Annotated in this window: 22 protein-coding genes, 1 tRNA gene and 1 pseudogene; 15 read left to right on the forward strand and 9 right to left on the reverse strand. The window is 71.0% G+C overall.

What is annotated here, in order from left to right; translation table 11 throughout:
- Positions 1–2: 2 nt before the first annotated feature.
- The 3 genes from NGB36_RS14905 to NGB36_RS14915 all read right to left on the reverse strand — a co-directional run bounded on the left by NGB36_RS14905 (position 3) and on the right by NGB36_RS14915 (position 3,428).
- Positions 3–1,535: a TrbL/VirB6 family protein gene (locus NGB36_RS14905; RefSeq protein WP_255920905.1), complete on the reverse strand. Its 1,533-nt coding sequence runs from the start codon at positions 1,533–1,535 to the stop codon at positions 3–5.
- Positions 1,536–1,816: 281 nt separating this feature from the next.
- Positions 1,817–2,203, reverse strand: a complete 387-nt coding sequence (locus NGB36_RS14910; RefSeq protein ID WP_255920754.1) for a pilin — start codon at positions 2,201–2,203, stop codon at positions 1,817–1,819.
- A gap of 385 nt (positions 2,204–2,588) precedes the next feature.
- Positions 2,589–3,428, reverse strand: coding sequence for a hypothetical protein (locus tag NGB36_RS14915; RefSeq protein WP_255920755.1), 840 nt, complete (start codon positions 3,426–3,428; stop codon positions 2,589–2,591).
- Between the two features lie 523 nt (positions 3,429–3,951).
- On the opposite strand from NGB36_RS14915, the gene NGB36_RS14920 reads away from it, so the two are divergent.
- From NGB36_RS14920 to NGB36_RS33795, 5 genes and pseudogenes are all read left to right on the forward strand, one after another.
- Positions 3,952–4,614, forward strand: a complete 663-nt coding sequence (locus NGB36_RS14920) for a hypothetical protein (RefSeq protein WP_255920756.1) — start codon at positions 3,952–3,954, stop codon at positions 4,612–4,614.
- Between the two features lie 18 nt (positions 4,615–4,632).
- Complete coding sequence (locus NGB36_RS14925) at positions 4,633–5,553, forward strand: TRM11 family SAM-dependent methyltransferase (RefSeq protein WP_255920757.1); 921 nt, start codon at positions 4,633–4,635, stop codon at positions 5,551–5,553.
- Positions 5,550–5,807, forward strand: a complete 258-nt coding sequence (locus NGB36_RS14930) for a hypothetical protein (RefSeq protein ID WP_255920758.1) — start codon at positions 5,550–5,552, stop codon at positions 5,805–5,807. The genes NGB36_RS14925 and NGB36_RS14930 overlap by 4 nt, the downstream gene beginning before the upstream one ends.
- Positions 5,804–6,013 carry a hypothetical protein gene (locus NGB36_RS14935; protein WP_255920759.1) on the forward strand — a complete coding sequence of 70 codons (210 nt, stop codon included), beginning with the start codon at positions 5,804–5,806 and terminating at the stop codon, positions 6,011–6,013. Before NGB36_RS14930 ends, NGB36_RS14935 begins: the two co-directional genes overlap by 4 nt.
- A 272-nt stretch (positions 6,014–6,285) precedes the next feature.
- Positions 6,286–7,227 (forward strand): annotated as a pseudogene (locus NGB36_RS33795) (recombinase family protein); the annotation flags it as partial.
- On the opposite strand, the gene NGB36_RS14945 reads toward NGB36_RS33795, so the two are convergent.
- Together NGB36_RS14945 and NGB36_RS14950 are read right to left on the reverse strand one after the other, a co-directional pair.
- Positions 7,159–7,557, reverse strand: coding sequence for a hypothetical protein (locus tag NGB36_RS14945; RefSeq protein ID WP_255920761.1), 399 nt, complete (start codon positions 7,555–7,557; stop codon positions 7,159–7,161). The pseudogene NGB36_RS33795 and the gene NGB36_RS14945 overlap by 69 nt on opposite strands.
- Positions 7,558–7,780: 223 nt before the next feature.
- Positions 7,781–7,853 (reverse strand) — tRNA-Arg (locus NGB36_RS14950).
- 362 nt (positions 7,854–8,215) lie between these two features.
- Here NGB36_RS14950 and NGB36_RS14955 point away from each other — a divergent pair.
- From NGB36_RS14955 to NGB36_RS14995, 9 genes are all read left to right on the forward strand, one after another.
- Positions 8,216–9,895: a dynamin family protein gene (locus NGB36_RS14955; protein ID WP_255920762.1), complete on the forward strand. Its 1,680-nt coding sequence runs from the start codon at positions 8,216–8,218 to the stop codon at positions 9,893–9,895.
- Positions 9,895–11,652, forward strand: coding sequence for a GTPase (locus NGB36_RS14960; RefSeq protein WP_372509443.1), 1,758 nt, complete (start codon positions 9,895–9,897; stop codon positions 11,650–11,652). The genes NGB36_RS14955 and NGB36_RS14960 overlap by 1 nt, the downstream gene beginning before the upstream one ends.
- Before the next feature lie 198 nt (positions 11,653–11,850).
- Entirely contained in the window at positions 11,851–12,315 is a 465-nt protein-coding gene (locus NGB36_RS14965) for a single-stranded DNA-binding protein (protein WP_255920764.1), read from the forward strand.
- Between the two features lie 288 nt (positions 12,316–12,603).
- The gene (locus tag NGB36_RS14970) at positions 12,604–14,001 is read left to right on the forward strand and encodes an LAETG motif-containing sortase-dependent surface protein (protein WP_255920765.1); all 1,398 of its coding nucleotides are present in this window, start codon (positions 12,604–12,606) and stop codon (positions 13,999–14,001) included.
- A 566-nt stretch (positions 14,002–14,567) separates the two neighbouring features.
- Positions 14,568–14,840 (forward strand): hypothetical protein, encoded by a 273-nt coding sequence (locus tag NGB36_RS14975; RefSeq protein WP_255920766.1) that lies wholly within the window; start codon positions 14,568–14,570, stop codon positions 14,838–14,840.
- Positions 14,841–15,081: 241 nt separating this feature from the next.
- Positions 15,082–16,746: an energy-dependent translational throttle protein EttA gene (gene ettA / locus NGB36_RS14980; protein ID WP_255920767.1), complete on the forward strand. Its 1,665-nt coding sequence runs from the start codon at positions 15,082–15,084 to the stop codon at positions 16,744–16,746.
- Positions 16,747–16,753: 7 nt separating this feature from the next.
- Entirely contained in the window at positions 16,754–17,230 is a 477-nt protein-coding gene (locus tag NGB36_RS14985; RefSeq protein ID WP_255920768.1) for an acyl-CoA thioesterase, read from the forward strand.
- On the forward strand, positions 17,227–17,940 hold the full coding sequence (locus tag NGB36_RS14990) for a DUF8185 domain-containing protein (RefSeq protein ID WP_255920769.1): 714 nt from the start codon (positions 17,227–17,229) through the stop codon (positions 17,938–17,940). Before NGB36_RS14985 ends, NGB36_RS14990 begins: the two co-directional genes overlap by 4 nt.
- A 79-nt stretch (positions 17,941–18,019) precedes the next feature.
- Complete coding sequence (locus NGB36_RS14995) at positions 18,020–19,105, forward strand: S-(hydroxymethyl)mycothiol dehydrogenase (protein ID WP_255920770.1); 1,086 nt, start codon at positions 18,020–18,022, stop codon at positions 19,103–19,105.
- Positions 19,106–19,156: 51 nt separating this feature from the next.
- Here the strand turns inward: NGB36_RS14995 and NGB36_RS15000 are convergent, their stop codons facing one another.
- Positions 19,157–19,561, reverse strand: a complete 405-nt coding sequence (locus tag NGB36_RS15000; protein ID WP_308288854.1) for a globin — start codon at positions 19,559–19,561, stop codon at positions 19,157–19,159.
- Positions 19,562–19,601: 40 nt separating this feature from the next.
- Between NGB36_RS15000 and NGB36_RS15005 the strand changes: the two genes are divergently transcribed.
- Complete coding sequence (locus NGB36_RS15005; RefSeq protein WP_372509444.1) at positions 19,602–20,786, forward strand: methyltransferase domain-containing protein; 1,185 nt, start codon at positions 19,602–19,604, stop codon at positions 20,784–20,786.
- Here NGB36_RS15005 and NGB36_RS33440 read toward each other — a convergent pair.
- The 3 genes from NGB36_RS33440 to NGB36_RS15020 form a co-directional block, all read right to left on the reverse strand.
- Positions 20,767–21,405: an FHA domain-containing protein gene (locus tag NGB36_RS33440; protein WP_308288855.1), complete on the reverse strand. Its 639-nt coding sequence runs from the start codon at positions 21,403–21,405 to the stop codon at positions 20,767–20,769. The two genes, NGB36_RS15005 and NGB36_RS33440, sit on opposite strands and share 20 nt — an antisense overlap.
- Positions 21,406–21,868: 463 nt before the next feature.
- Positions 21,869–23,248 carry a vWA domain-containing protein gene (locus tag NGB36_RS15015; protein ID WP_255920773.1) on the reverse strand — a complete coding sequence of 460 codons (1,380 nt, stop codon included), beginning with the start codon at positions 23,246–23,248 and terminating at the stop codon, positions 21,869–21,871.
- 66 nt (positions 23,249–23,314) lie between these two features.
- A complete protein-coding gene (locus NGB36_RS15020; protein WP_255920774.1) occupies positions 23,315–24,586 on the reverse strand; it encodes a PP2C family protein-serine/threonine phosphatase in 1,272 nt (423 codons plus the stop codon).
- Positions 24,587–24,589: the final 3 nt, after the last annotated feature.

The following is a 24,589-nucleotide window of genomic DNA, read 5'->3' on the forward strand; positions in this document are numbered from 1 at the left end:
GGTTACCTCCGTGGCGGTTCGAGGGGCAGCCGTAGCTGCATGGGTCGCGGCGGGCGCATCCGCACGCGGGTCGCGGGAACCGGCAAGGCGAGTTGACGGGCCCGTGGAACCGGGTTCCGACCCGCCGGGGGCGGTGTGGCGGGCAGGGGCCGCGCCGCCCGTGGCGGGGCGGGTCCGCGTTCGGCGCGGATCGGCAGCCAGGTCTGCACTGGGCGCGGGGGCCGCGCCGGGTTCCGCTTCGCCGGGATCGGGAGTTTCAACTGTTGCGCGCGGCGGGCCTGGACGGGATGCATCACGGAACGTGGACCTCCACTGGTGCGAGGGGAAGCGGTGCCTGTGGTCTGGGGGGTCCCGCCACCGGGGCCAGGGCCGGGGGTGTTCGGCGCAGTACCGAACCTCGCGCCGCGGGCCCGCATCCCAGCAGTCAGGGTCCGGCCGCGGCGGACCGCGGAACCGGCGATTCCCCCAGGGCCAGGCCGAGGCGGCCGGCCACCCCCGCCGCGTGGGCCGCCAGGCTGCCCACCACTCCCACCACTGCCGCCCCCGGTGCTGCGGCCCCCAGTGCTGCGGCCCCCGCCGCGGCGCGGGGAGCCGAATCCGCGGCCGTAGTGGTTGAGCAGCCGCCACATGGCCACGCTTTGGACCATCCGGAAGGGGCCGGGCATGCGCGGGCTGACGGGGGTGGAGCGGAAGACGATGCGGGCACACCAGCCGGGGATCTTGAACAGCACCCAGAACAGGGCAAGCCCGGCGAGTATGGTGCCCAGTTGGCTCGGCCGGGGGAATCCCAGCAGCATCGCGCCGGGGGCGAAGAACAGCTTGAGCGCGACGATGAATGTCATCGACTGCGCGACCTGGATCGCCAGCGTGGCGGCCAGGCCGCGCCACCACAGCCGGGCCACCCCGTCGGTGGCCGGGTGGGCATGGCAGGACAGCGCCAGCGGAGCCGCCACGGCGAGCACGGCGATGACCGCGACGCGCACCATGTAGCCGACGAGCACCGCCACGACCAGAACGATCATCACCATGGCGAGCAGGAGCAGGTAGACCTTCACCCCCGCCACGCCGAACAGCGCGAACGGGATGACGCGTTCGACCAGGCCCTGCCCGGCATCCGACAGATCGGTGCCCATCACCGCCCGGGACAGGGCGTTGGCCAGCGCGATCGCTTTGCCCATGACGGTCAGCGACGTTGCCGCGGCGATCACACCGACCAGCAGGCGAGGGGCGATCTGCTTGAACGCATAGCGGGATTGCACGGTCTCGTAACCCATAACCGTGATCCCGCCCGCGGTCACGAACAGCACATAAATACCTGCGGCGATGGACAGTGAGCCAGTCCACATCTGTCTGATGTCGGCCTGCGCAGTGACGTCCGGGGTGGCCAGCAGATTTGAGGCCAGCAGTTCCCGCAGCGGCTTCATGACCTGCTCGACGATCATTCCCAGGAACGCGGTCACCGCGTTCACGATCATCCCGGGGATGTCGAACAGATCCCCGAAGCCGCCGCCCGACGTACAGTCGGTGGGCGTCACCTGGCAGGCGGGAGGGGTAGGTCCCGGGGTCGGCTCGGCGGATGAGGGTTGATCCGGCGCTGGGGCTGGGCGGCCGGGCACGGGGCTCGGCCCGGGCGCAGGACCCGGCTCCGGTTCCGGATGGGGATCCATGGGCGAGGGCCTCGGCGGCTGTGCCGTGGCCCGTGGGGCCGTTCCCGCTGGGTGCGCGGACGCGGACTGCACCGACAGTGAGAGCGGGAGGAGGACGAGAGCGGCCAGGAACAGTACGGGCGCGGCGCGGGCAAGGCGCCTGGCGCACCTCACTGCCCGCCCCCGCCCGTGCCGCCTGCACCAACGATGCCCTGTAGCACCGTCACGATCACCGGGGCGAGGACAGCCAGGGCGTAGCCGATGGCTGCCGCCTTCAACGCCCGCTTCGCCGCTTCGACTTCTCCCGGGTCACCGCCGGCCATCAGGTAGCGCAGGCCGCCGAAGGTCAAGAACAGTGTGGCGAGTGCGGCGAGGAGGCCGACGATCCAGTTCCGCAGATTCGCGATCACGGTCGGGATGTCCGCGACAGCCCACACATCCGGCGCCTGCGCCACGGCGACACAGACGATGACGGCGGTGGTGAGGGTGAGCCGGGCCGTCCAGCGGCCCGCCAGGCAGGCCCGTGGCCGACTGGGGCGGCGAGGTTTTGCGAACACGGCCAACGCACCTCCAACAAGTGGCACAGCACGGCAGTAGTGAAGAAAGAGGGGCAGGATGAGCAAGCCGGGAGCGGCGCGGTACGAGCCGCATTCCTGCGGCCGTCAGGCGGGGTGAGCAGGGCAATCCCTGGTCCCGGGGCCGTCCTCCTTCGACAGAGCGGCGGGATGAAAAGGGGGTGCTCGGGTGTCAGCACGAGACGAGCCCGTGCTCACCCCACCTCGGCTGGCGAGACTGCCGGAAGCTGGCTGCTTCCGGCAGTGTTGCCGGGGCGGCTGCCGCCGGGTGCCTGGCGCGCATCCGGCGACGGCCGCCTACTGGTAATAGGGACTCAGCGTGCGGGAATTGACATCCCGGGCAGCACATGCCCCCTGATGGCCTACATCACCGCTGGCGCATCTGGGTCTTCAGGTAGGCGGTCAGGTGCTGCTCGGCGGCAGCGCGGTGCCGGTAGAGCTGACGCGCACTCACCCCTCGTTCTGCGGCCAGGCGCTGCATCGGTTCGCCCTCCAGACGGGTCCGGGCGATCAGCCGCGCCTCATCAACGTCCACGGCACGCGCCTGGACGGCGCGGGCCAGCACCGCGTACTCATCGATGTCTCCTTCCGTGTCGATCAACTGTTCCGCCTGCCGGTATCCGGCCGGCCCGGCGGACTCAGCGAGCCAGGCCGGATGTACGGAGCGTGGCTCAGCCTCCTGCGCGAGTGGCTCGGTCTCCTGCGCGGCCTGGCGGCGTGCGGCGTACGCCAGGCGGTACACCGCCCGGTTGGCCGCCGAGAACAGCTCCCGGCCCACGTCCGCGGCACCCGCATCCACGGTGTGCACGGCGGTGGCAACGGCTGCCAGGGCCTCCTGCTCGACCTCGGCGCGCTCCAGATGCGAGGGGCGTGCCAGATGGGCCAGCATCCGGCGCAGCACCGGGATGGTCATCGCGACCGCGACCGTGTCCCAGGGCCAGCCGAGTTGCTGGGCGCGTCGGACCACTTCACGCCAGGTCTGCTCGCGCAAGCCCGGTGCGGTGGCGGGGTGCGCCAGCCGGGTACGGACCTGATCAACGATCAGCGTGGACTGTTCCGGGGCCTCGTACACCAGGTGCGCGGGCAGGGTGAGCGGACAGGGCGCAGCCGAGAGGGCGAGGAAGGACTCCTCCAGCGCCTGCAGCGGGGAACGGCTAACAGCGTCGGTGCGCACGGAACGGCGGGCGGGACGGCGAGCGTGGTGCATGACACGGCTCCGTGAAGCTGTAGGGGCGGACAACGTCTGCCGCCACCCCTTTCAGCCCGCGGTGCCACCGCCGGGCCGCCCGCGGACCACTGCGGTGCCACCGCCGTTCCACTGGTTCGGGGTGTGCGATGGCTCGTCACCGGCTCGCCCCCGACGACCAGCGCCGCCGTCACCGCTACTCCACCCGGAATCGAACGTAAAAAAATTTCCCGCCTCGTCTTCGCGGCCGTCTCGCGTGCTTCCGGGGTGGCTCACAGGTGGCCCGGCAGCAGCCCGCCGGTGGCTCGCGGGTGGCTCGCCACTGGGCCGTGGGCCAGCTGACCTGGGCGAAGATGTCGGCGGCTCGGGGTGAGCGCGGGCCGATCGCGCCGGTAAGGCCCGCGCCGGTCCGCACAGCCCCACCCCGCATGTTCGGGTTCGAACACTCGCTGAGGCGATGTCAATTTCGGCCGGTCGAATCCCTATCAATTCCGTCAGCACAAGACGGAACCGTGATCCCTCGTTCCCGGGCGCCACACCGCCGATGCGCACCACCTCATTCCGCCGCCGGGCCACCACCCGCGCTGCTTGCCCGCTGCCGACCACCATCTGGCTGCCCGACCCCGACCAGCTTCCGACCCCGCCCGCCCCGGGCAGCGTGCTGCCCGACTGGGCGATCGAGAACATCCGCACCGAGTTCACCCACCGCCCCGGACACACCCCCGCACCCCTGCTCACCATCCATATCCACGACACTGCACCGGGTATGGACGCCCGCACCCGGTGCACCACCTACCCCGACCCCGACGCTGACGGCAGCACCGGCCCGGCGCGGGTGCTGCTCGCCGAAATCCACCCCGACACCCTCCCCGCCCCCGCCGACCACCCGACGCCGACCGTCGCCGGGACGCCCGGGGCGATGGAGGACGGCTGGCCCGGCTTCTTCCACCGCGCCCACCGCCTCCTCCCGACCGACGGACTCCTTCTGCTGGCCACCCGTCAGCACCGGGACTCCGGATTCCTCACCGACCCGCTCGGCTCGCTGGTCGCCTGCGCGCGCACCGCCGGGTTCCGCTACCTGCAGCACATCGTCATCGCCCACGCCCACCCCGCCGGTGACCGGCTGGTGCCCGCCCCACCTCCGGACGCCGACCCCGGGCTCATCCACAGCGACCTGATCGTCCTGTCCGCGATCCACCACGCCTGAGACACCGAGGAGTTCACCGTGCCCGCTTCCGTCTCGGTGTGGAACACCGCCCCCACCTCCGCCCCCGCCCAGCGCAAGGGCCGCTACCTGCCCGGCTCCGCCGCCCACCCCGCCAAGATGCACCCCGGCATCGCCGCCCACGCCATCCGCACCTACACCGCCCCTGGCGGCTTGGTCCTTGACCCGATGTGCGGCATCGGCACCACCCTCGTCGAGGCGATCCACCTCGGCCGCCACGCGATCGGCGTCGAATACGAAATCCAGTGGGCCGACCTCGCCAGCCGCAACAGCATCACCGCCGCCCACCAAGCAGGCACCCGTACCGGCACCGGCGCCGTCTACTGCGGAGACGCCCGTCGGCTTACCCGCCTGATCCCCACCACACTCCACGGCGAGGTAGACCTGGTAGTCACCTCACCCCCGTACGGCTCCAGCGTCCACGGACAGGTCCGCTCCAGCCGGGAGACCGGCGAACCCGGCGTGGTCAAGACCGACTACCGCTACAGCCACGACCCCGCCAACCTCGCCCACACCTCCACCGACCACCTCCTGGCCGCCTTCACCGAGATCCTCACCCAGTGCCGCACCATGCTGCGCCCCGGCGGTACCGTCGTCGTCACCACCCGCCCCTGGAGGGAGCGCGGGGAGCTCATCGACCTGCCCTCGGCAGTCCTCGCCGCCGGCCGGGCCGCAGGACTCACCCCTACCGAACGCTGCGTTGCCCTGCTGGCCGGCATCCGAGAGGGCCGGCTGATCGCGCGCCCGTCGTTCTTCCAGATGAAGAACGTCCGCGACGCCCGCCGCCAGGGCATCCCCCTCTCGGTCGTCCAGCACGAGGACGCCCTGATCTTCAACCGGCCCGTGCAAAGGAGGGTGGAGTCGGACTGCCCTGGCGGCAGCCGGAACCACAGCTGGTGGCCCGCGGGGGAGGCACGATGACGCTGTCACTTCCCGAACCGCGGTACCGGGACGACGACATCACCTCCTTGCTCGGCGACGCGCATCTCTTCTCCGGCACCGTCACCACCGCCCTGGCTGCCCGGCAACTCGGACGCAAAGCAGTGCTGGTGGACATCCGGGAGGACTGCCACTGCATGGGCCTTGCCCGACTGCGACAAGACGCGAGAGTCTCCTCGCCATCCCCGGCGGCTCCGAAGACGCAGATGTGCGCCCGGCGCAGGAGGGGGCGGTGACCAGAAAGCAGGTTCAGCTCAAAGAATCTCCGGCCAGTCGCGGCACACGGCAACGGCCACTTGTCATCAACGGCATTGAGACCGTACCGCTGACCGAAGAACACGCACAGCAGGCGACCGGCGCGCTGGCCACGCTACTGGCCTTGTGGTGGGACAAGCGCGTCGCATCGGATGGGGAGGACTCGAACATCGGTCCCGGTGGCTGACGGTTTGCCTTGACACCTTTGCCAGGTGTGAGCGTCCATCGTCGACGCGGCGGCGGGCACCGTCCCGCCGCCGCTCCCACCGATCGCGAAGAAGGGCACATGATGCGGCCACTCAGCCCGAGGCGAGGCAGGGTCACCCACCGCTGGCTCCCCCCTATGGCAACACCACCCCCGGCAGCCGGGACGCTTGTCAGGGGCACGCTGTGATGGCCCGCCGCCCTCCCCGAGACGCTGCGGGAGCGTCAGAGGGAAGCCGTCCGCTACGGGTCGCAATGTACATCCGCATCTCGACCGACGAGGAGCACCAGCCTTTCAGCCTCGAAGCACAGGAGATCAAGCTCCGCTCCTACGTCGACTCCCAACCCGGCTGGGAACTGGTCGGAGCCCCCTACCGGGACGAGGCATCAGGCGCCACCACAAACCGTCCTGCGCTTCAAAGAGCGTTGACCGCGGCCCGCGCCGGATACTTCGACGTCCTCCTCGTATACCGCGTCGACCGTCTGTCAAGATCGCTACGCGGGCTTGTCGAGATCCTCGACCAACTGGACGAGACCAACACCGTCTTCCGCTCAGCCACCGAACCGTTCGACACCTCCACCCCCGTCGGACGCATGCTGGTGCAGATGCTCGGCGTCTTCGCCCAGTTCGAACGTGAAACCATCATCGACCGCGTCATCAACGGCATGGAACGCAAAGCCGCCCGGGGCGAGTGGTGCGGCGGCTACCGACCCTACGGATACGAACTGGACCCCGCGACAGGCAAGCTCGTCCCCGTCGAGCGGGAAGCACCACTCATCCCCGTGATCTTCGACATGTACGTGAACGACCGCATCGGCACTCGCGCCCTGGCCAAAGAGCTCAACGCACGCGGCTACCGCACCAAGAACGGAAAACGATGGAGCGGCGCCAGCGTCATGGTCGTCCTCCGCAACCGCGCCTACCTCGGCGAGGTCTACTTCCGCGGCCAATGGCACAAAGGAGAAGACCCCCACCCCTCCCTCATCGACCCCGACTTGTTCGACCGAGCCCAACAGATCATGGCCGCCCGCGGTGATGACTACTCCCGCCGCGCCTCCAACAGCAGCGACTACCTGCTCGCCGGCCGGGTGAAGTGCACTGTGTGCAAGAAGAACTACATCGGAACCTCAGCCAGCGGAAATAAGTACCGATACCGGTACTACACGTGCTTCTCGGCCAACCGCTATGGGAAGAGCCGCTGCAACGCCGCCCGGCTTCCCGCCGATCAGCTGGAAGGCGCGGTCCTCGAAGCGCTGCTCGCCGTCTTCGCGGACGTGGAGCTCATCACCCAGGCCGTCCATGCCGCAGCCGAGCGCCGCGCCGACGGACGGCACCTCGTCAAGGAGGAGCTGGACGCGGTTACCAAGGAGATTGCCGCGGCCCAAGCGGGCATCGACCGATACCTGACCGCCTTCGAAGCCGGTGATCTCCCACAGAGCGTGTGCGGCCCCAGGGTCCAAGCCCTGGCCGAGAAGGCGGCACAGCTCCGCGAGCGACAACGTGATCTTGAAGAATCCCTCGATCAAGTGGACCCCGCCACCCCCACGGAGGAAGACCTCGCCACGCTCCGGTCCGGGATCCGTGAAGCAATCGACACTGGGCCACCCACGGTAATCAAGGCGCTACTCGAAGCACTCGTCCATGAGGTACGGGTGGAGACTCGCTCGAGCATCAAGCCTGTCTTCCGGCTCCCGCAGCCCGCGCGGCTTCCCGACCCGGGGTCGGGATTTCGCGCAATGCTCGGTTCGGTGCCCCCGGCAGGACTCGAACCTGCGGCCAAGTGCTTAGAAGGCACCTGCTCTATCCGCTGAGCTACGGGGGCCGGGCTGCGGCCGCGGCTGACCCCGGTCCCGGTGCCTGCGGATCCGACCGTGCGGGCCGTGTGCTGGCGGGCTCGGTGGTTCCGTGACCTTGCCGGGGACAAGGATAAGGCGCTGCGGACGCCATGCTGGGTGCTTCACCTCCGTGACATGTTGTGGAGGTTCGGTGAAGCGGTCTGATAATCGCAGGTAGGCGCCGACCGTGCACCGGTTTTGGCGTCTCGGGCCTAGGGTGTTGTGCACTCGTTATGCGCTTGTCTCATGCGTCTCTCCCGTCACACCCGGATCAGCCGGGCGGGTCGTGCATGGCGGATAGGCACCGAATATGCTTCAAAAAGCCACCAAACTTGGGCATTCTTCGCCTGTGGCGATCTTGGACGTACGGCCCGAACTGCTCGACGCCCTGTCGATGGTGCGCGACCAGGTCGATGCCGCACGTTTCCCCCTGCCGCTGCCCGGTGCCCTCCGGGCCCGCCGCACGCGCCAGGATCTGCTCGCCCAGCTCGACGACTATCTCGTGCCCCGGCTGCGCAGGCCCGAAGCGCCGCTGCTTGCCGTCGTCGGAGGGTCGACCGGCGCCGGGAAGTCGACGCTCGTGAACTCGCTCGTCGGGCGCCGGGTCACCCAGGCCGGCGTGCTGCGGCCCACTACCCGTATCCCTGTGCTCGTATGCCACCCGCACGACCGGCCGTGGTTCGAGAACGGGCGGATCCTCCCCTCACTCCCGCGCGGCAGGCCCGGCGGTCCGCCGGAGAAGCGGGGGAAGCAGGCGGAGCCGTACGGCGAAGGAGATGGCGACGGCGAACCCTGGCTGCGGCTGGAGGAGGCCGATGCGCTGCCGTCCGGTCTCGCGCTGCTCGACGCCCCCGACTTCGACTCGCTCGTCACCGCCAACCGCGAGCTCGCCGCCGAGCTGATCTGTGCCGCCGACATCTGGATCCTCGTCACCACCGCCGCCCGTTACGCCGACGCACTGCCGTGGCGGCTGCTGCGCTCCGCCAAGGAGTACGACGCCACGCTCGGCACCGTCCTCGACCGGGTGCCGCACCAGATCGCCGGCGAGGTCTCCCGCCACTACGGCGCGCTGTTGGAGCGGGCCGGGCTCGGGGACGTACCGCGGTTCACCGTGCCGGAGCTTCCCGAATCCGCCGACGGCGGCGGGCTGTTGCCGCGCACGGCCGTCGCCGGACTGCGGGAGTGGCTGAGGTATTGCTGCGAGGACCCCTTCGCGCGCCGCGCCGCGGCCCGCCGGACCGCCGAGGGCGCCCTGGCGGCGCTGCGGGCCACGCTTCCCGCCCTCGCCGGGGCCTCGGCCGCCCAGCACGCGGCGGTCGTACGGCTGTCGGCGCACGTCGCCGACGCGTACGCGGCCGCGGTGACGCACGTCACGGAGGCGGTACGGGACGGCGAGGCGCTCGCGGGCGAGGCGCTCGTGCGGTGGCGGGGCTATCCGCAGTGCGGTCCCGAGGCGCTGCAGGACGCGCTGGCGGACGGAGTGGAGGTGCTGCTGCGCACCGCGGTCGACGACGCGGACGTCGGGGCGGCCGACGCCTGGCGGCGGGACCGGGCTGGGGAGGCGCTGCTTGCGGTGTCGGAGTGGGAGCCGGATCACGAGGCCGTGGCCTGGCGCACCGCGGAAGCGGTCCGTCAGTGGCGCGCTTCGCTCACCGGACTCGCCTACGAGGAAGCCGGGTTCGCGCGCGGCCGTGAACGCCCACCCGCCGATCCCGAAGAGGTCGCGGCGCTGCTCGCGACCGTGCTGCTGGGCGGCGCGGAGCACGGCGGTGCCGCGGGGGAGCGGCTCGCCGAGATGCTCGGGGTGCACACGGCCCTGCGCCTGCAGGACCGGGCGCGGGACGAGCTCGACGAGATGTGCAGCGGGCTGCTGTGCGCCGAACGGGACCGCCGGCTCGCGGCGCTCGACGCCCTCGACGCCCCGGCGGGCCAGCAGGCCTCGTTGATCGCGGCGCTCTCCGTGCTCCGCAATAGCCAGATGTCGAATGTCCAGGAACTGCGCAGACCCCGGGAACAGGAGGTGCTGTGATGACACCGGTGCCCAGTACGGTCCGCTTGCCCGAAGACATCCGCGGAGGCATCCGCGGAGGCGTCCGCGGAGGCGTCCGGGGAGGCGTGCGTGCAGACGCGCGCGGAAACGTGGGCGGCGACCGGCTGCAGGAGCGCGTCGACGCGTTCGGGGAGTTGTTGGGCCTGTCCCGTATGAGAGTTGACGCAGCGCCGCTCGCCGAGGCCGGTGCGCTGCTCGACCGCGTCGCGGAGCGACGCAGGCTCTCCCGCGACCACACGGTCGTCGCGCTCGCCGGTGCCACCGGGAGCGGCAAGTCCTCGCTGTTCAACGCGTTGACCGGGATCGAGATCTCCGAGACCGGCGTGCGCCGGCCGACCACCGCGTCACCCGTCGCATGCGCGTGGGACCGGGGCGGCGCGACCGCGCTGCTCGACCGGCTGGGCATCCCGCCGCAGGCGCGCTTCGGGCGGCGCGCCCTGCTGGACGGCGTGCACACCAGATTCGGCGGCCCGGACGCCGGTCTCGAAGGGCTCGTCCTGCTCGACCTGCCCGACCACGACTCGGCGGTACCCGAGCACCGGCAGCAGGTGGACCGGCTGCTGGAGCTGGTGGACGTGGTGGTGTGGGTGCTCGATCCCGAGAAGTACGGGGATGCGGTGCTGCACCAACGGTATCTGCGGCCGCTCGCCGGGCACGCGGACGTCACGATCATCGTGATGAACCAGATCGACCGGCTGCGGGGCGAGGCCGCCGAGCAGGTGCTCGACGATCTGCGCAGGTTGCTGGACGAGGACGGGCTCGCGGTGGGCGAGTACGGAGAGGCGGGTGCCGTGGTGGTGGCCGCCTCGGCCGCGACGGGCGAGGGTATGGAGGAGGTGCGGTCCGCGATCGCGCAGGTCGTGGCCGAACGCGGGGCTGCGGACCGGCGGCTCTCCGCCGATGTGGATCTCGCTGCGGCGCGGTTGCGGCCGGCGTTCGTCGGACGCGGCAGGGCGGGGCTCACGGACGAGGCCCGTGAGGAGTTCTCCGATCGGCTGGCGGAGGCCGTGGGGGCGACGGCGGCGGGGCAGACCGCGGAACGCGACTGGGTGGACGCCGCAAGGCGGGCCTGCGGGGTGCCCTGGGTACGGCTGCTGGTCAGGGGGTACCGAACGTCGCGCGCGGCCGGCCGCGCGCGCGAGGAGCAATGGCGCATCGCGCCCGCCCCTGCGCCTGCGGCGGTGCGGCCGGCGGTTGCCGAAGCCGTCCGATGCGTCGCCGACGCCGCCGCGGACGGTCTGCCCGCGCCGTGGGCACAGGCGGTGCGGGAGGCGGCGCGGCGGGGGGAGCGGGGGCTGCCGGAGGCGTTGGACGAGGCCGCGGAGCGGGCGGAGGAGGGGGAGACGCAGTGGCCGCGGTGGTGGGCGGCCGCGAGGGGAGTGCAGTGGGTGCTCGTGGCGCTGGTGGTGCTGGCGGTCGCCGGGGTGGTCGGCGGTCTCGGGCTGCTGCTGACGGGGGCGGGGGCCGGCCCCGGGGTGCGCGCGGGCGTTGCGGTCGGGGTGCTGTGGATGCCGGCGGCGCTGCTCGCGGTCGGTCTGTGCGGAGGGCCGGTACTGGCCTGGGTGTGCAGCGCGGGGAGCCGGGGAGCGGCACGGCGGTACGGGCAGGACGTGGAACGGCGGCTGCGTGACGCGGCGGCGGAGTGCGGGCGTGCGCGGGTGCTGGAGCCGGTGGCCGCGGAGTTGCTGCGCTACCGCGAGGTGCGGGAGCAGTACGGGGTGGCGTCGGGGGGGTGAGGACGGCTCCAAGTCACCCGGAGGGGTGGGCGAGTTATCCACAGTCGGCCGGTGGTCCACAGATTTCGGGCCGGCCCGGCACGGTTCCGGCGTCGGGGTGCACGCTGTTCTCACGTACCGGCCAACGGTGCGTACGAAGCCCGGACTTCGGAGTTCGGAGTTCGAAGTTCGGAGTTCTACGAGGGGGAGGGCAGTGCCATGAGCGAGACTCTGGTGACCGTCGTGGGGAACGTGGCCACACAACCGATGCTGAAGAACACCGTGTCGGGCGTGCCGATGGCACGGTTCCGGCTGGCGACGACGGAGCGTCGGTGGGACCGGGTGGCCGACCGGTGGACCGACGGCCATACCAGCTTTTTCACGGTGTGGGCGTATCGGATGTTGGGTGAGAATCTCGCTGCGTCGCTGGGGGTCGGCGAACCGGTGATCGTGCAGGGGCGGCTGCGGGTGCTCGAACGGGACGACAAGCGCGAGGAGAAGGGGCAGATCTCTGTCACCGTCGCGATCGAGGCGGTGGCGGTGGGGCACGACCTGAGCCGCGGCACCGCGGCGTTCCGGCGAGTGGTCAGGGCGCGTCCGGAGCTCGTGGAGCCGCAGCCGCAGAAGCTGCGGCAGCAGGAGGATGCGGCTCCCGACGAGGTGCCCGAGCCGGTGCCGGGTTGATCCTTTTCATCCTCTTCACTGCTTGTGCACATGGATAGAGCGATCAGCGGGGAAAGGGTGGTTTATTGATTCTGTTCCAGTGGAGACGTGAAAGTCGGCCGGTGAATTTATCGATAATTCCCAGGTCATGCCTCCTTCCGATAACGATTCAGAGTCGGATCGGTTGTCGCCCGGGATTCTCGACGGCCGTGGTGCGGCTGGTTCCTAGGATCCGTCAGGTAGCCACGGGGGACCGGAACTTGCTGGCGAGACAGCGCTTATGACCCGTCTCGCGCGGAGGGGAAATCCATGTTCACTGTAGGGAGGCGGCGTACCGCCCGCCTTGCTGCCGCCGTGCTGGCCTCTGGCCTGTTCGCGGCAGGCGCGATATCCGGCGCCGGGTCCGCCCTCGCCGACGACCCGGCCCCGGCAGCCGGCGGTGCGACCGCCACACTCGGCCAGCTGACCACTTTCGACCGGGCAACGATCAACGACGGTGCCAACAGCTTCCAGGTGGAAGCTGGGTTGTTCCAGATGTCCGTGACCGGCGGCGGCACCATCTACACGTACTGCATCGACCTTCACGACTCCACGCAGCCGCAGGCCCAGTACCAGGAGGTCCCCTGGGCCTCGTCCTCGCTGGGGGTCAACCCGAACTCGGGCAAGATCGAATGGATCTTGCATCACTCGTATCCGCAGATCAACGACCTTCAGCAGCTGGCACAGGAAGCGGGCTCCGGCCCGCTCACCCCGCAGCTGGCCGCCGCAGGCACCCAGGTCGCGATCTGGCGCTACTCGGACAACGCCGACGCCACCGCGAACAACAGCGCCGCGGAGAAACTGGCCGACTACCTCACCAAGACCGCACAGACCACCGCCGAGCCTCAGGCATCGCTGAACCTGACCCCGCCGGCCGTCTCCGGCAAGTCCGGCACCCGAATAGGCCCGGTCACCGTGCACACCAACGCGGCGAGCGCGCAGGTGGGCCTCTCCTCGCAGTCTGCCGGCTCCGGTGTGACCGTGGTCGACAAGAACGGCAAGCCGGTGACCTCGGCGGCCGACGGCGAGCAGCTGTACTTCAACGTCCCGTCCGGCACCCCGGCGGGCAGTGCCACGCTCGATGTCCAAGCGACCACCGCTGTGCCGGTAGGCCGGGTGTTCAAGGACGTCCGGGACGAGCAGACGGGTAAGCAGGCCAGCCAGCTGCAGATCCTCGCCGGCTCCAGCGACAGCACGGTCAGCGCGCAGGCCACGGCGACGTGGGCGAAGCAGGGCGCGATACCGGCGGTCTCCGCGATGGTCGACTGCGCCAAGAGCGGCGTCGACGTCACTGCCACCAACCAGGGTGACGAGGCATTCGACTTCCAGCTGGCCGGGAAGGAGTACACGGTCGCGGCGGGCAAGTCCCAGACCATCACCGTCCCGGTGGCCGAGGGCCAGAGCTACGCGATCACGATCACCGGCCCGGGCGGTTTCAAGAAGACCTTCAGCGGTGTTCTGAACTGCAAAACGGCAGGCAGCGGCGGCAGCTCGGCAAGCCCGGCACCCGCGCCGACGCCCGCCGGCGGTCACGGTAAGAACCTCGCCGAGACCGGCAGCAGCGACGCCACCCCGTACCTCGCGGGTGCGGCCGTCGTCCTCGTGGCGATAGGCGGCGGAATGGTCTTCTTCCTCCGCAAGCGCAAGACCACCTCCGCCAGGGAGTAACCCGGGGGAAGTGACGCCTGACCCGTGGTCCGTGCCGCCTGCGGTGCGGGCCACGGCCCCAGGCCCCGGCTTCCCCCGGTGCCGCGAGGCCACCTGTTTCCGCCCCGTCCCGTCCCGTCCCGCCCGCCCCATCCCGTCTGCCCCGTCCCGCCTCGGCCGTACGGTAAGGAGGGGCATTGCTCGCCGGATCCGGGCATGAAACACCCCCTTGCCAGCAGGTTTCCCACCGGTGAGGAGCCGTGTCAGGCGGCCTGGGCCATCTCCGGGCCGTCATGGGCGTGGCCGTCTGCCAGTCTTAACTCCTAGGGTCAACACCACTGTTAACCCTCTAAGAGCTGCAGTTTCGCTCCCTGTTCGTGAGCATCGGGACCGATCGGGCCTATCGCGGGCGGGTGAGGAGCCGGCCCGTCTCTCGCACCGTGGCAGCTTCCGCCCAAAGTCTCTCCGCACCGCCCGCCGCCCGACCGCCCGCAGGACCTGGGGCAGGTCCTCTCGGATGCAGTCTGCACATCCTTCCCCGGCCGCCTGATCTACGCTGAAAGGGCGAGCCTTAGCGAAGGAGCGGAATGGTTGACATTGCAGCCAAACGCGCTCTCCGGGCCAAGACGCTGCAAGAGATCTACCGGCGATCTGAGGCGAGCGAGTCGGTCCGGGTGGACACCCGCGCGCTCCGCAACGACCTGGACGCCGACGACCGCGCGATGGGCGACGCCTGCGACTACCTTGCAGGCGAGGGATACATCCGCGTTGAGGAAACCCCTGGGTCTGACACACCGCTGTTCGCGTACATCACGCATCAGGGCATCGTGGAGGCGGAAGAAGCCGAGGACAGACGGTAACCCCTGCGTGCCCGATCCGGTGGGCAGCACAGGGGAACGGCGGGGAATGACGGCGGGCCGCCCGATCCCGCACGGCATCCGAAGGTGACCAACGACGACGGGCGACCATGGGTGGCCCACCCCTGCGACGCAGGTCAGAAGCGAGCGGCGTGGCGTCGGCGAACCCGTTTCCGCCCCGCCCCCGCCGTACGGCAAGATGGGGTGTATCTGCCCACCCCCCAGATCTGCCGGACGGTTTCTCTTGGCTGAGTTCATCTACACCATGCGCAAGGCTCGCAAGGCCCACGGCGACAAGGTGATCCTCGACGACGTCACGCTGAGCTTCCTGCCCGGCGCGAAGATCGGCGTCGTGGGACCGAACGGCGCCGGCAAGTCGACCGTGCTGAAGATCATGGCGGGTCTCGAGCAGCCCTCCAACGGTGACGCCTTCCTCAGTCCCGGCTACAGCGTCGGCATGCTGCTGCAGGAGCCGCCGCTCGACGAGTCCAAGACCGTGCTGGAGAACGTCCAGGACGGCGTGGCCGAGACCAAGGCCAGGCTCGACCGGTTCAATGAGATCGCCGAGCTGATGGCCACCGACTACTCCGACGAGCTGCTCGAAGAGATGGGCAAGCTCCAGGAGCAGCTCGACCACGCCAACGCCTGGGATCTCGACGCCCAGCTGGAACAGGCCATGGACGCCCTCGGCTGCCCGCCCGGCGACTGGCCCGTCACCAACCTCTCCGGCGGTGAGAAGCGCCGCGTCGCGCTCTGCAAGCTCCTGCTCGAGGCCCCCGACCTGCTGCTCCTCGACGAGCCCACCAACCACCTCGACGCCGAGTCCGTCCAGTGGCTGGAGCAGCACCTCGCCAAGTACCAGGGCACCGTCGTCGCCGTCACCCACGACCGGTACTTCCTCGACAACGTCGCCCAGTGGATCCTCGAGCTGGACCGCGGCCGGGCCATCCCGTACGAGGGGAACTACTCGACGTACCTGGAGAACAAGGCCGCCCGCCTCAAGGTCGAGGGGCAGAAGGACGCCAAGCGGCAGAAGCGGCTCAAGGAAGAGCTGGAGTGGGTCCGCTCCAACGCCAAGGGGCGGCAGGCCAAGTCCAAGGCCCGTCTCGCGCGTTACGAGGAGATGGCCGCCGAGGCGGAGAAGACGCGCAAGCTGGACTTCGAGGAGATCCAGATCCCGCCGGGCCCGCGCCTGGGCAACGTCGTCGTCGAGGTCGACCACCTGAACAAGGCGTTCGGCGACAAGGTGCTCGTCGACGACCTTTCCTTCACGCTGCCGCGCAACGGCATCGTGGGCGTCATCGGCCCCAACGGCGCCGGCAAGACCACTCTGTTCAAGATGATCCAGAGCCTGGAGACCCCGGACTCCGGCCAGATCAGGGTCGGTGAGACGGTCAAGATCTCCTACGTCGACCAGAACCGCGCCAACATCGACCCGAAGAAGACGCTGTGGGAGGTTGTCTCCGACGGCCTGGACTACATCAACGTCGGCCAGGTCGAGATGCCCTCGCGCGCCTACGTCTCCGCGTTCGGGTTCAAGGGCCCGGACCAGCAGAAGCCGGCCGGCGTGCTCTCCGGCGGCGAGCGCAACCGCCTCAACCTCGCGCTCACTCTCAAGCAGGGCGGCAACCTGCTGCTCCTCGACGAGCCGACCAACGACCTCGACGTGGAGACGCTCTCCTCGCTGGAGAACGCGCTGCTGGACTTCCCCGGCTGCGCCGTCGTCGTCTCCCACGACCGCTGGTTCCTCGACCGGGTCGCCACCCACATCCTCGCCTACGAGGGCGACTCCAAGTGGTTCTGGTTCGAGGGCAACTTCGAGGCGTACGAGAAGAACAAGGTCGAGCGGCTCGGCCCGGAGGCGGCCCGCCCGCACCGCGCCACCTACAAGAAGCTGACCCGGGGCTGATCGGCGGATGGCGCGTCACATCTACCTCTGCCCGCTGCGGTGGTCCGACATGGACGCCTTCGGGCACGTCAACAACGCGGTCTACCTCCGCTACCTGGAGGAGGCGCGGATCGACCTCAGCTTCCGGCTGGCGCCGAAGGCGGGGGACGGATCGTTCTCCGGCGGCTCGGTCGTCGCCCGCCATGAGATCGACTACCTCCGCCCGCTCGTGCACCGCTACGAGCCGGTGACGGTCGAGACGTGGGTGGAGAAGATGGGCGCCGCCTCCGTCACCTACGCCTACGAGATCAAGGACGCGGAGCAGGTGTACGCGCGGGCGACGACGGTCGTCGTGCCGTACAACGTGGCCGAGCAGCGCCCGCGCCGGCTCACCCCGGCCGAGCGCGCGTTCCTCGACGCATACCGGGACGACAGGCACGACCGTGACGACCCGGACGGCGACCCCGACGACGGCGGGACGCCGGGGGAGGCCGTCGCGGCATGACGACGCTGCGCCTGACCGGGCCGGAGGAGGCGGCGGACCTCGCCGCCTTCCTCACCCGCCTGCTGCGCTGGGACAAGGCCGCCGTGGTGCGCCTGCAGGCGGCAGGAGCAGGACCGGCGCTCGCCGTCTTCGGGCACCCGCCGTTCGGCGCGGTGCTCGCCATCCGCACCTGGGAGCTGACCGACGCCGCGAGCCTCGATGCGACGGTCTCGGCCGGCAGGCTGCTGGACACCGTCGTCGAAAACGCGGCCACGGTCACCGTGCCGCCCGAGGTCACCGGCCCGTCATGGGCGGGGCTGCTGCCGCCGCGCGGCGGATGGCAGCGCACCGCCGGCATCCCGCTCGATGCGCTGCGCGCGGAGGCGGCGCGTGTCATCGCCGAATTCCGCGCCCGCACCGAGGGACTGGAGCCTGCGCAACGCACTCGCGCCGGGCTCGACGCCCTCGCCGAGGAGATCTGGTCGCGGCGGCTCGGCGAGACCGCGCTGCCGTTGCGCGCCGTGCACGCCGCGCACGCGCTGGGCTTCCTGCGTCCGGTGCGCGCCATGGCGCACGCGTCGGGACCCGGAGCGGCGCCGGCCGCCGGGGAGACGCCCGCGCTGTTCACCTCCGGGCCATGGCTGCGGTTGCGGACCGCGTACGGTTCCGTCGCCGTCCGTACCTCGGGCGACGCGGCAGGGCTGCGCCTGACGGTCACCCCACTGGCCTGAGCCGCCCGCGCGCCTGCCCCGCTTCCTGCCGTGCTGCGGGTGAGACTCTTCCGAGATCGAGAAGCGGAGGAGTGAGCCTGTGCCGCACGAGGTCCGTGGCGTCGTCGCGATGCAGCCAGGCGCACCCGTCGAGGTGCGGACCGTCCTCGTCCCCGACCCGGGCCCCGGCGAGGTGCTGGTCGCGGTCCTGGCCTGCGGGGTGTGCCACACCGATCTGCACTACCGGGACGGGGCGGTCACCGACGACTTCCCCTTCCTGCTCGGCCATGAGGCGGCCGGTACCGTCGAGGCGGTGGGCGACGGCGTCACCGGCCTGCAACCCGGCGACTACGTGATCATCGCGTGGCGGGCGCCGTGCGGAGGCTGCCGTTCCTGCCGCGGAGGACGCCCCTGGTACTGCTTCGACAGCCGCAACGCCGTACAGCCGATGACGCTCGCCGACGGCACACCGCTCAGCCCGGCGCTCGGCATCGGTGCCTTCGCCGCCAAGACGCTCGTTGCCGCCGGCCAGGCGGTCAAGGTCGACCGCGCGGCGCGCCCGGAGGCGGCCGGCCTGGTCGGCTGCGGCGTGATGGCCGGGTTCGGCGCCGCCGTCAACACCGGAGGCGTCGGCCGGGGGGACACGGTGGCCGTCATCGGCTGCGGTGGCGTCGGGAACGCGGCGATCGCCGGAGCCTCGCTCGCCGGAGCCCGTACGGTCGTCGCCGTCGACATCGACTACGCCAAGCTGGACGCCGCGACCCGCTTCGGCGCCACGCACACCGTCAACTCCACGCGTACCGACCCGGTCGACGCCGTGCGCGAACTCACCGGCGGATTCGGGGCGGATGTCGTCATCGAAGCGGTCGGACGCCCCGAGACCTACCGCCAGGCGTTCTACATGCGCGATCTCGCGGGGGTCCTGGTGCAGGTCGGCGTGCCCGACCCGCAGATGCGCATCGAGCTGCCGCTCATCGACCTCTTCTCGCGCGGCGGCGCGCTGAAGTCGTCCTGGTACGGCGACTGCCTGCCCAGCCGGGACTTCCCCGTCCTCATCGACCTGTACCTCAGCGGCAGGTTCGACCTGGACGGTTTCGTGAGCGAGACGATCGGCCTGGACGAGGTCGAGGCCGCCTTCGCCCGGATGCGCCGCGGGGAAGTGCTGAGGTCGGTGGTCGTGCTCTGACGGCGCACACTCCGATGCGGGTCAGTGCGATACGGGTCAGTGCGATGTGGGTCACTCCGCGGTGTTGATCAACGAGCCTGCGGCGTAGACGAGATAGTCCCACAGCTGCTGCTCGTGCTCCGGGGAGAGCTCCAACTCGTCAAGCGCAGTGCGCATATGGGCGAGCCATGCGTCGTGCGCTGCGCGGTCGACGCTGAACGGCATGTGGCGCATCCGCAGCCGCGGATGCCCGCGCCGATCGCTGTACGTGCGCGGACCGCCCCAGTACTGCATGAGGAAGAGGGTGAGCCGTTCCTCGGCCGGACCGAGGTCCTCCTCGGGGTACATCGGCCGCAGGACGGGGTCCTGCGCGACGCCCTCGTAGAAGCGGTGCACAAGACGGCGGAAGGTCGCCTCGCCACCTACCGCCTCGAAGAACGTCTGCTGCTGCAACGTGCCGCGGGGGATCTCAGTCACGCACCCCATGGTCGCAGATGCGAGGTGGAAGAGTGGAAGGGTGAGTGGGACGGACACCCACCGTCAGTGGGAGCGGCTCGCGGACGCGCTCCGTGCGGAGCTGGTGCGACGGATCGCCGTCGCCGGCATGCTCACCGATCCGCACTGGCGCAGGGCGTTCGCGGAGGTGCCCCGCCATCTGTTCGTCCCGTCGTACTACCGTCCCGGCCGCTCGGGGCGCGGCCATACGCTGCTCACCCGCGATGATCCGGACCCGGCGGGGCGGGCCCGCTGGCTGGCCGGGACCTATGAGGACGTGCCGCTGATCACGCGGCTGCGGGCAGGGGCGCTCGTCTCGTCGAGCAGCCAGCCGTCACTGATGGCCATGATGCTGGAGGCGCTGGAGGTGTCCGAGGGGCAGACGGTGCTGGAGATCGGCGCGGGAACCGGTTACAACGCGGCGCTGCTGGCACACCGGCTCGGCGCCTGCGCGGTCACCACCGTCGACCTCGACGGCGACATCGCGAACGCCGCGCGTGAGCGGCTGGCGGCCGCCGGGTACGCGGACGTCACCGTCGTCACCGGGGACGGCACGCAGGGCTGCCCGTACCGTGCCCCGTTCGACCGGATCATGGCGACCTGCGAGCTCACCTCGGTGCCCGCGCCCTGGCTGCGGCAGTGCCGGCCGGGCGGCCTGGTGATCGCGCCGGTCGCGGGCGGGCTCGTCGTCCTGCGGGTCGCCGACGCGGCGCATGCCGAGGGGCGCTTTCTGCGCACCCCCGCCTACTTCGTCGCGCTGCGCCGCCCGGGCCGGGAGCCGGAGGTGGCGCAGGAGCCGTCCCGGGAGCCGGACGACGCAGGCACAGGCGGTGGGCAGGACGAGCGGGTACGGCGCACCGGCACGCCGCCGTGGGTGCTCGACAACGACGACTTCCGGTTCGTGATGTCGCTGATGCTCGCCGACACCGCCGTCACTCGGGCCTTCGGCGGCCGCGGGGCGACCCTCGTGGCCGCCGACGGGTCGCGGGCCCATGTCGGCAGCGACGGCAGCGTGCGGATCCACGGGCCGCGTGATCTGTGGGCCGGCGTCGAGCGCGCACACGACCTGTGGCAGCGCGAGGGGCGGCCGCGCCGTGAGCGGTTCGGGCTCACCGTGGACGGCATACGGCAGCGGGCGTGGTTGGACGAGCCCGACGGCCGCTACGTGTGGGATCTCGCGCGATCCGTCACTCGCGGCGCAGCGTGATCGTCGTCCAGGCGCCGACGTGCACGCGGTCGCCGTCGGCCAGGTCGACGGGCTGGAACGGCTCGATGGGCTGGTCGCCACCGTTGACCGTGGTGCCGTTGGTCGAGTCCTGGTCGATCACCGACCAGCCGCCGTCGGGGCGGCGGACCAGCACGGCGTGCTTGTGCGAGACGCCCGGGTCCTCGGGTGGGCGCGACAGATCGATGTCCGGCGACTCGCCGGTGCTGTGGCGGCGGCGCCCGATGGTGATCTGCTGGGACGTCAGCGGAACGTAGCGTTCCGGCGAGTACGGCGGGAAGTACAGGCCGGTGGCGTCGGGGCCGCTGCGGGCCATCATCGCCGCGAAGTAGTCACGATCGGCAGCGACCACCGCCGTCCACGCCTCCGGCGCCTGCGGCTGCGGTGGCTGCTGCTCCTGCCCTTGCTCCCGCTGCCCCGCGACCGACAGGTCCTGACCGCCATAGGCCGGAGGCGGCAGCAGGAAGTCGCCGCCGGCTGCCTCGCTCTCTCCGGTGATGGTCACATCCGGCGGCAGCGGCTCGGCGGGCCGGTTCATCTGCGACGGGCGTGAACTGGTGCGCTCGTAGTACGGCGGAGGGAACGGCGGCTGGTACGGCACCGAGGGCGTCGGAGGCGGAGCGGGTGCCGGTGGCGGCGATGGCGCCGGCGCCGGGGGAGGGGGCGCGGGCGCCGGAGGGGAAGCCGGGCGCCGCATTGCCGGCGGCGGGGGCGGGGGAGTGTAGGGGGGCGGCTTGCGAGGCCCGGACGGGCTCTGTGTGGCGGCGTGGGTGAGGAAGTTGTAGCGGCACTCCTCGCAGAAGGCCGCCTGGCCTTCGCGCATCGTGCCGCAGTTCGGGCACCTCTCGGCCGCCACCGTGGCGTCCGGGTCCACTGCGCCGAGCGGCGGCCCTCCGTGGGGCGGCGGAGGAGGGGGTGGGAACGGCGGTCCGGATGCGCCGGGGCCCGCCGCGGGAGCAGACATGCGCAGCCCGCACACCTCGCACCAGTCGTCACTCCCCGACTGGTGACCATTCGGACAGGTCGGCATATCGGTGAATTCCCCTCCAACTCCACCCGGGTGCTTACTTCTTCACGCGTACGGTCTTCGTCGACCGCGTCTCCAAGGTCATCTCGTCGGCGTCGTCGACGTTCTTCTTCAGCCGCACAGTACCCGTCGCCTCGTCGACCACATCCACCACCTTGGCCAGCAGCTTCGCGGTGTCCGCATTGCCCGACTCCGCCGCGAGCTGCACCGCCCTCCCCAGCTTCGCGGTGGCCGAATCCAGGTCGCCCGCCTTGCGCGCCTCCAGGCCCTGCTGGATCGCCTGAGCCAGCTCCGCCTGGCCGGTGTAGTGCGCCACCTGCGGGTTGATCCGCGTCGACGCGGCCATGTCGTCCGTCCACACCGCGCGCACCAGGCCCTGGCTGAGCACCTCGGGCGCCCCGCCGTCCGCGGAGGGCAGGACGAGCGAGACGCGCCCGGCCAGCATCTCCTGTCCGACGCCGGCGGGCTGGACCTCCACGCACACGTGGTAGTCGCGTGACTCGTCACCCCACGAGCCGGTCGGATAGTCCCCGGCCCGCGGACCCGCATCGACCCGACGGGTCGTCAGGTCCTCGACCGACGGGGCGACTTGCTTGACGAACTTGATCTCCGCGCCCTGCGGCGTCCACAGCCGCAGGCTCACATCCGCGACCTCCTTGCCCATCGCGGCCTCCATCATCTGACGGAAGTCCCCCTCGAGACCGGAGGGGTCGGCGACGATGTCGGCCGTGCCGAGCAGCGCCGAGGCGATCCCCGTGACCTCCTTGACCTCCCAGTCCGTTCCGACGCCGCGGCAGTCGCAGGTGTAGCGGCCCGCGCACGCGTCAAGCGCCGCCCGCAACTCCTCCGGCTTCTCATGCTCGTTACGGCCGTCGGTGAGCAGGATCGCGTGGCGTATCGAGACCTCGGACGAGGCAAGCAGCCGGTCCGCGAGGCGCAGCCACGTGCCGATCGCGGTGCCGCCTCCCGCCGTCAGCTTGCGCAGCGCCTCCTTGGCCTGTCCGCGGGTGGCGGCGTCGGCGACGGCGAGGCGCCCGCCGCCCGGATACACCTCGACGGCCTTGTGTGTCCCGGCCACCACAGCGAAGGAGACTCCGTCGCGGATCGTGTCGATCGCGGCGGCCGTCGCGTCGCGCGCATTGCGCATCTTGGTGGGCGGATACTCCATCGAACCGGAGCAGTCCACCATGATCACAACGGCCGCGCTCGGGCCGTGGCCCGGAGCGTAGGCACGGGCGCCGGATGCCTCACTGCCCTCCCCCTGCTTCGCGGGGGGACCCCCTGTGCCGCCGCCGGTCGAGGTGACCGTGACGATGGCGTTGACCTCCCGGCCACCTTCCGGAAGGTATTCGTTCTGGTACACCTCGGCGGTGAACTGCGGGATGTTCGGGTTCTCGGACTTCGACAGAACAGCCATGGCTCTTGCAGCTCCAGCCCGTCTTTGTGGTTCGGTCGGTAGGTGAGGCGATGCCGCGGCACCCGGTCAGGACGAGGCCGGGAACGGGATGACGGCGACCGTTATGTTGTCGTGCCCGCCGCCGTCGAGCGCCACACCGACCAGCGTGCGGGCGCAGTGCAGCGGACGGGTGCGGGCGTCGGGCGGCACGACGGCCGCCAACTCGGCTGCGGACTCGGCGTAGTTCCACAGGCCGTCGGTGCAGACCACCACGATGCCGGGCAGGTCGGGCTCGAAGGACGCGGTGTGCGGGTCGAGTTCGACCGCATCCGCACCCAGCCACCCCGTGATGGCGTGGGCACGTTCGTCCGCGTACGCCTCTTCCTCGGAGAGCAGGCCCGCCTCGACCATCCGGGCCGCCCATGAGTCGTCCTCGGTGAGGCGGGCCGGGTTGTCGGCGGCGCGGTCGTCGGGAATCCAGTATGCCCGGCTGTCGCCGACCCAGCCGACCGTGAGCAGCTCGCCCGTGGTGACCGCGCTGACGAAGGTACAGGCGGGGGCGTTGGTCTCGGGATCGGAAGTGTCGCCTTCGACGAGGGAGTTGACCGATTCCGACGCCGCGAGGAGCGCCTCCTGCATGGCCTGACGCGCCTCGGTTCCGGAGGAGAGCGCGGCACGCAGCGTGTCGCTCGCGGCGACCGAGGCGGTCTCGGAGGCGTCGTCGGGACGCGAGGAGGACGAGACGCCGTCGCAGACGACGGCGATGGCAGCGGACGTGCCGTCGGGCAGCGTTGCCTCGGCCAGGGCGAAGGCGTCCTCGTTGCGGTGGTGACGCAAGCCGCGGTCGGTGACCGCGGAGACGAGGGCCAACTCCTGCTCGATGTGGTCGCGTCGGCGCGGCTGGGCGTGGCCGCAGTGTTCGCAGTAGCCGTCCCCGTCCACGGAGCCGATGCCGCAGGCCACGCAGGCCGCAGCCGGTTTTGCCGGTTCCGCCGGCTCGGGCTCGGTGTCCGGTTCCGTGTCCGGTTCCGTGTCCGGCTCCGTCGTCAGCAGGGTCTCACGCGGATCGGCGATCCCGGCGGGAGCAGGTGCAGGCGCCGCGAAGGGGGCGGCCTGCGCGGAGCCCTGGCCCGGGATGGTCGCTCGCGTGGGCGGGGCGAGCCCGTAGTCCCCGTCGGCCTCCGCCACCGGAGGCGCGAGCCCGTAGTCCCCGTCCTCGGTACGGTCGCGCGCAGCGGCCGGTGCGAAGGAGGGAGCCGGGGACAGGGGCGCAGCCAGGTTCGTCCCGCAGTTGCCGCAGAACCTGTCCTCGGGTTCGAGGCGCTCCGCGCAGGACGGACAGACGGTCAGTTGCGGCATCGG

The sequence above is a fragment of the Streptomyces humicola genome (assembly GCF_024436035.1).
Classification (GTDB): domain Bacteria; phylum Actinomycetota; class Actinomycetes; order Streptomycetales; family Streptomycetaceae; genus Streptantibioticus_B; species Streptantibioticus_B humicola.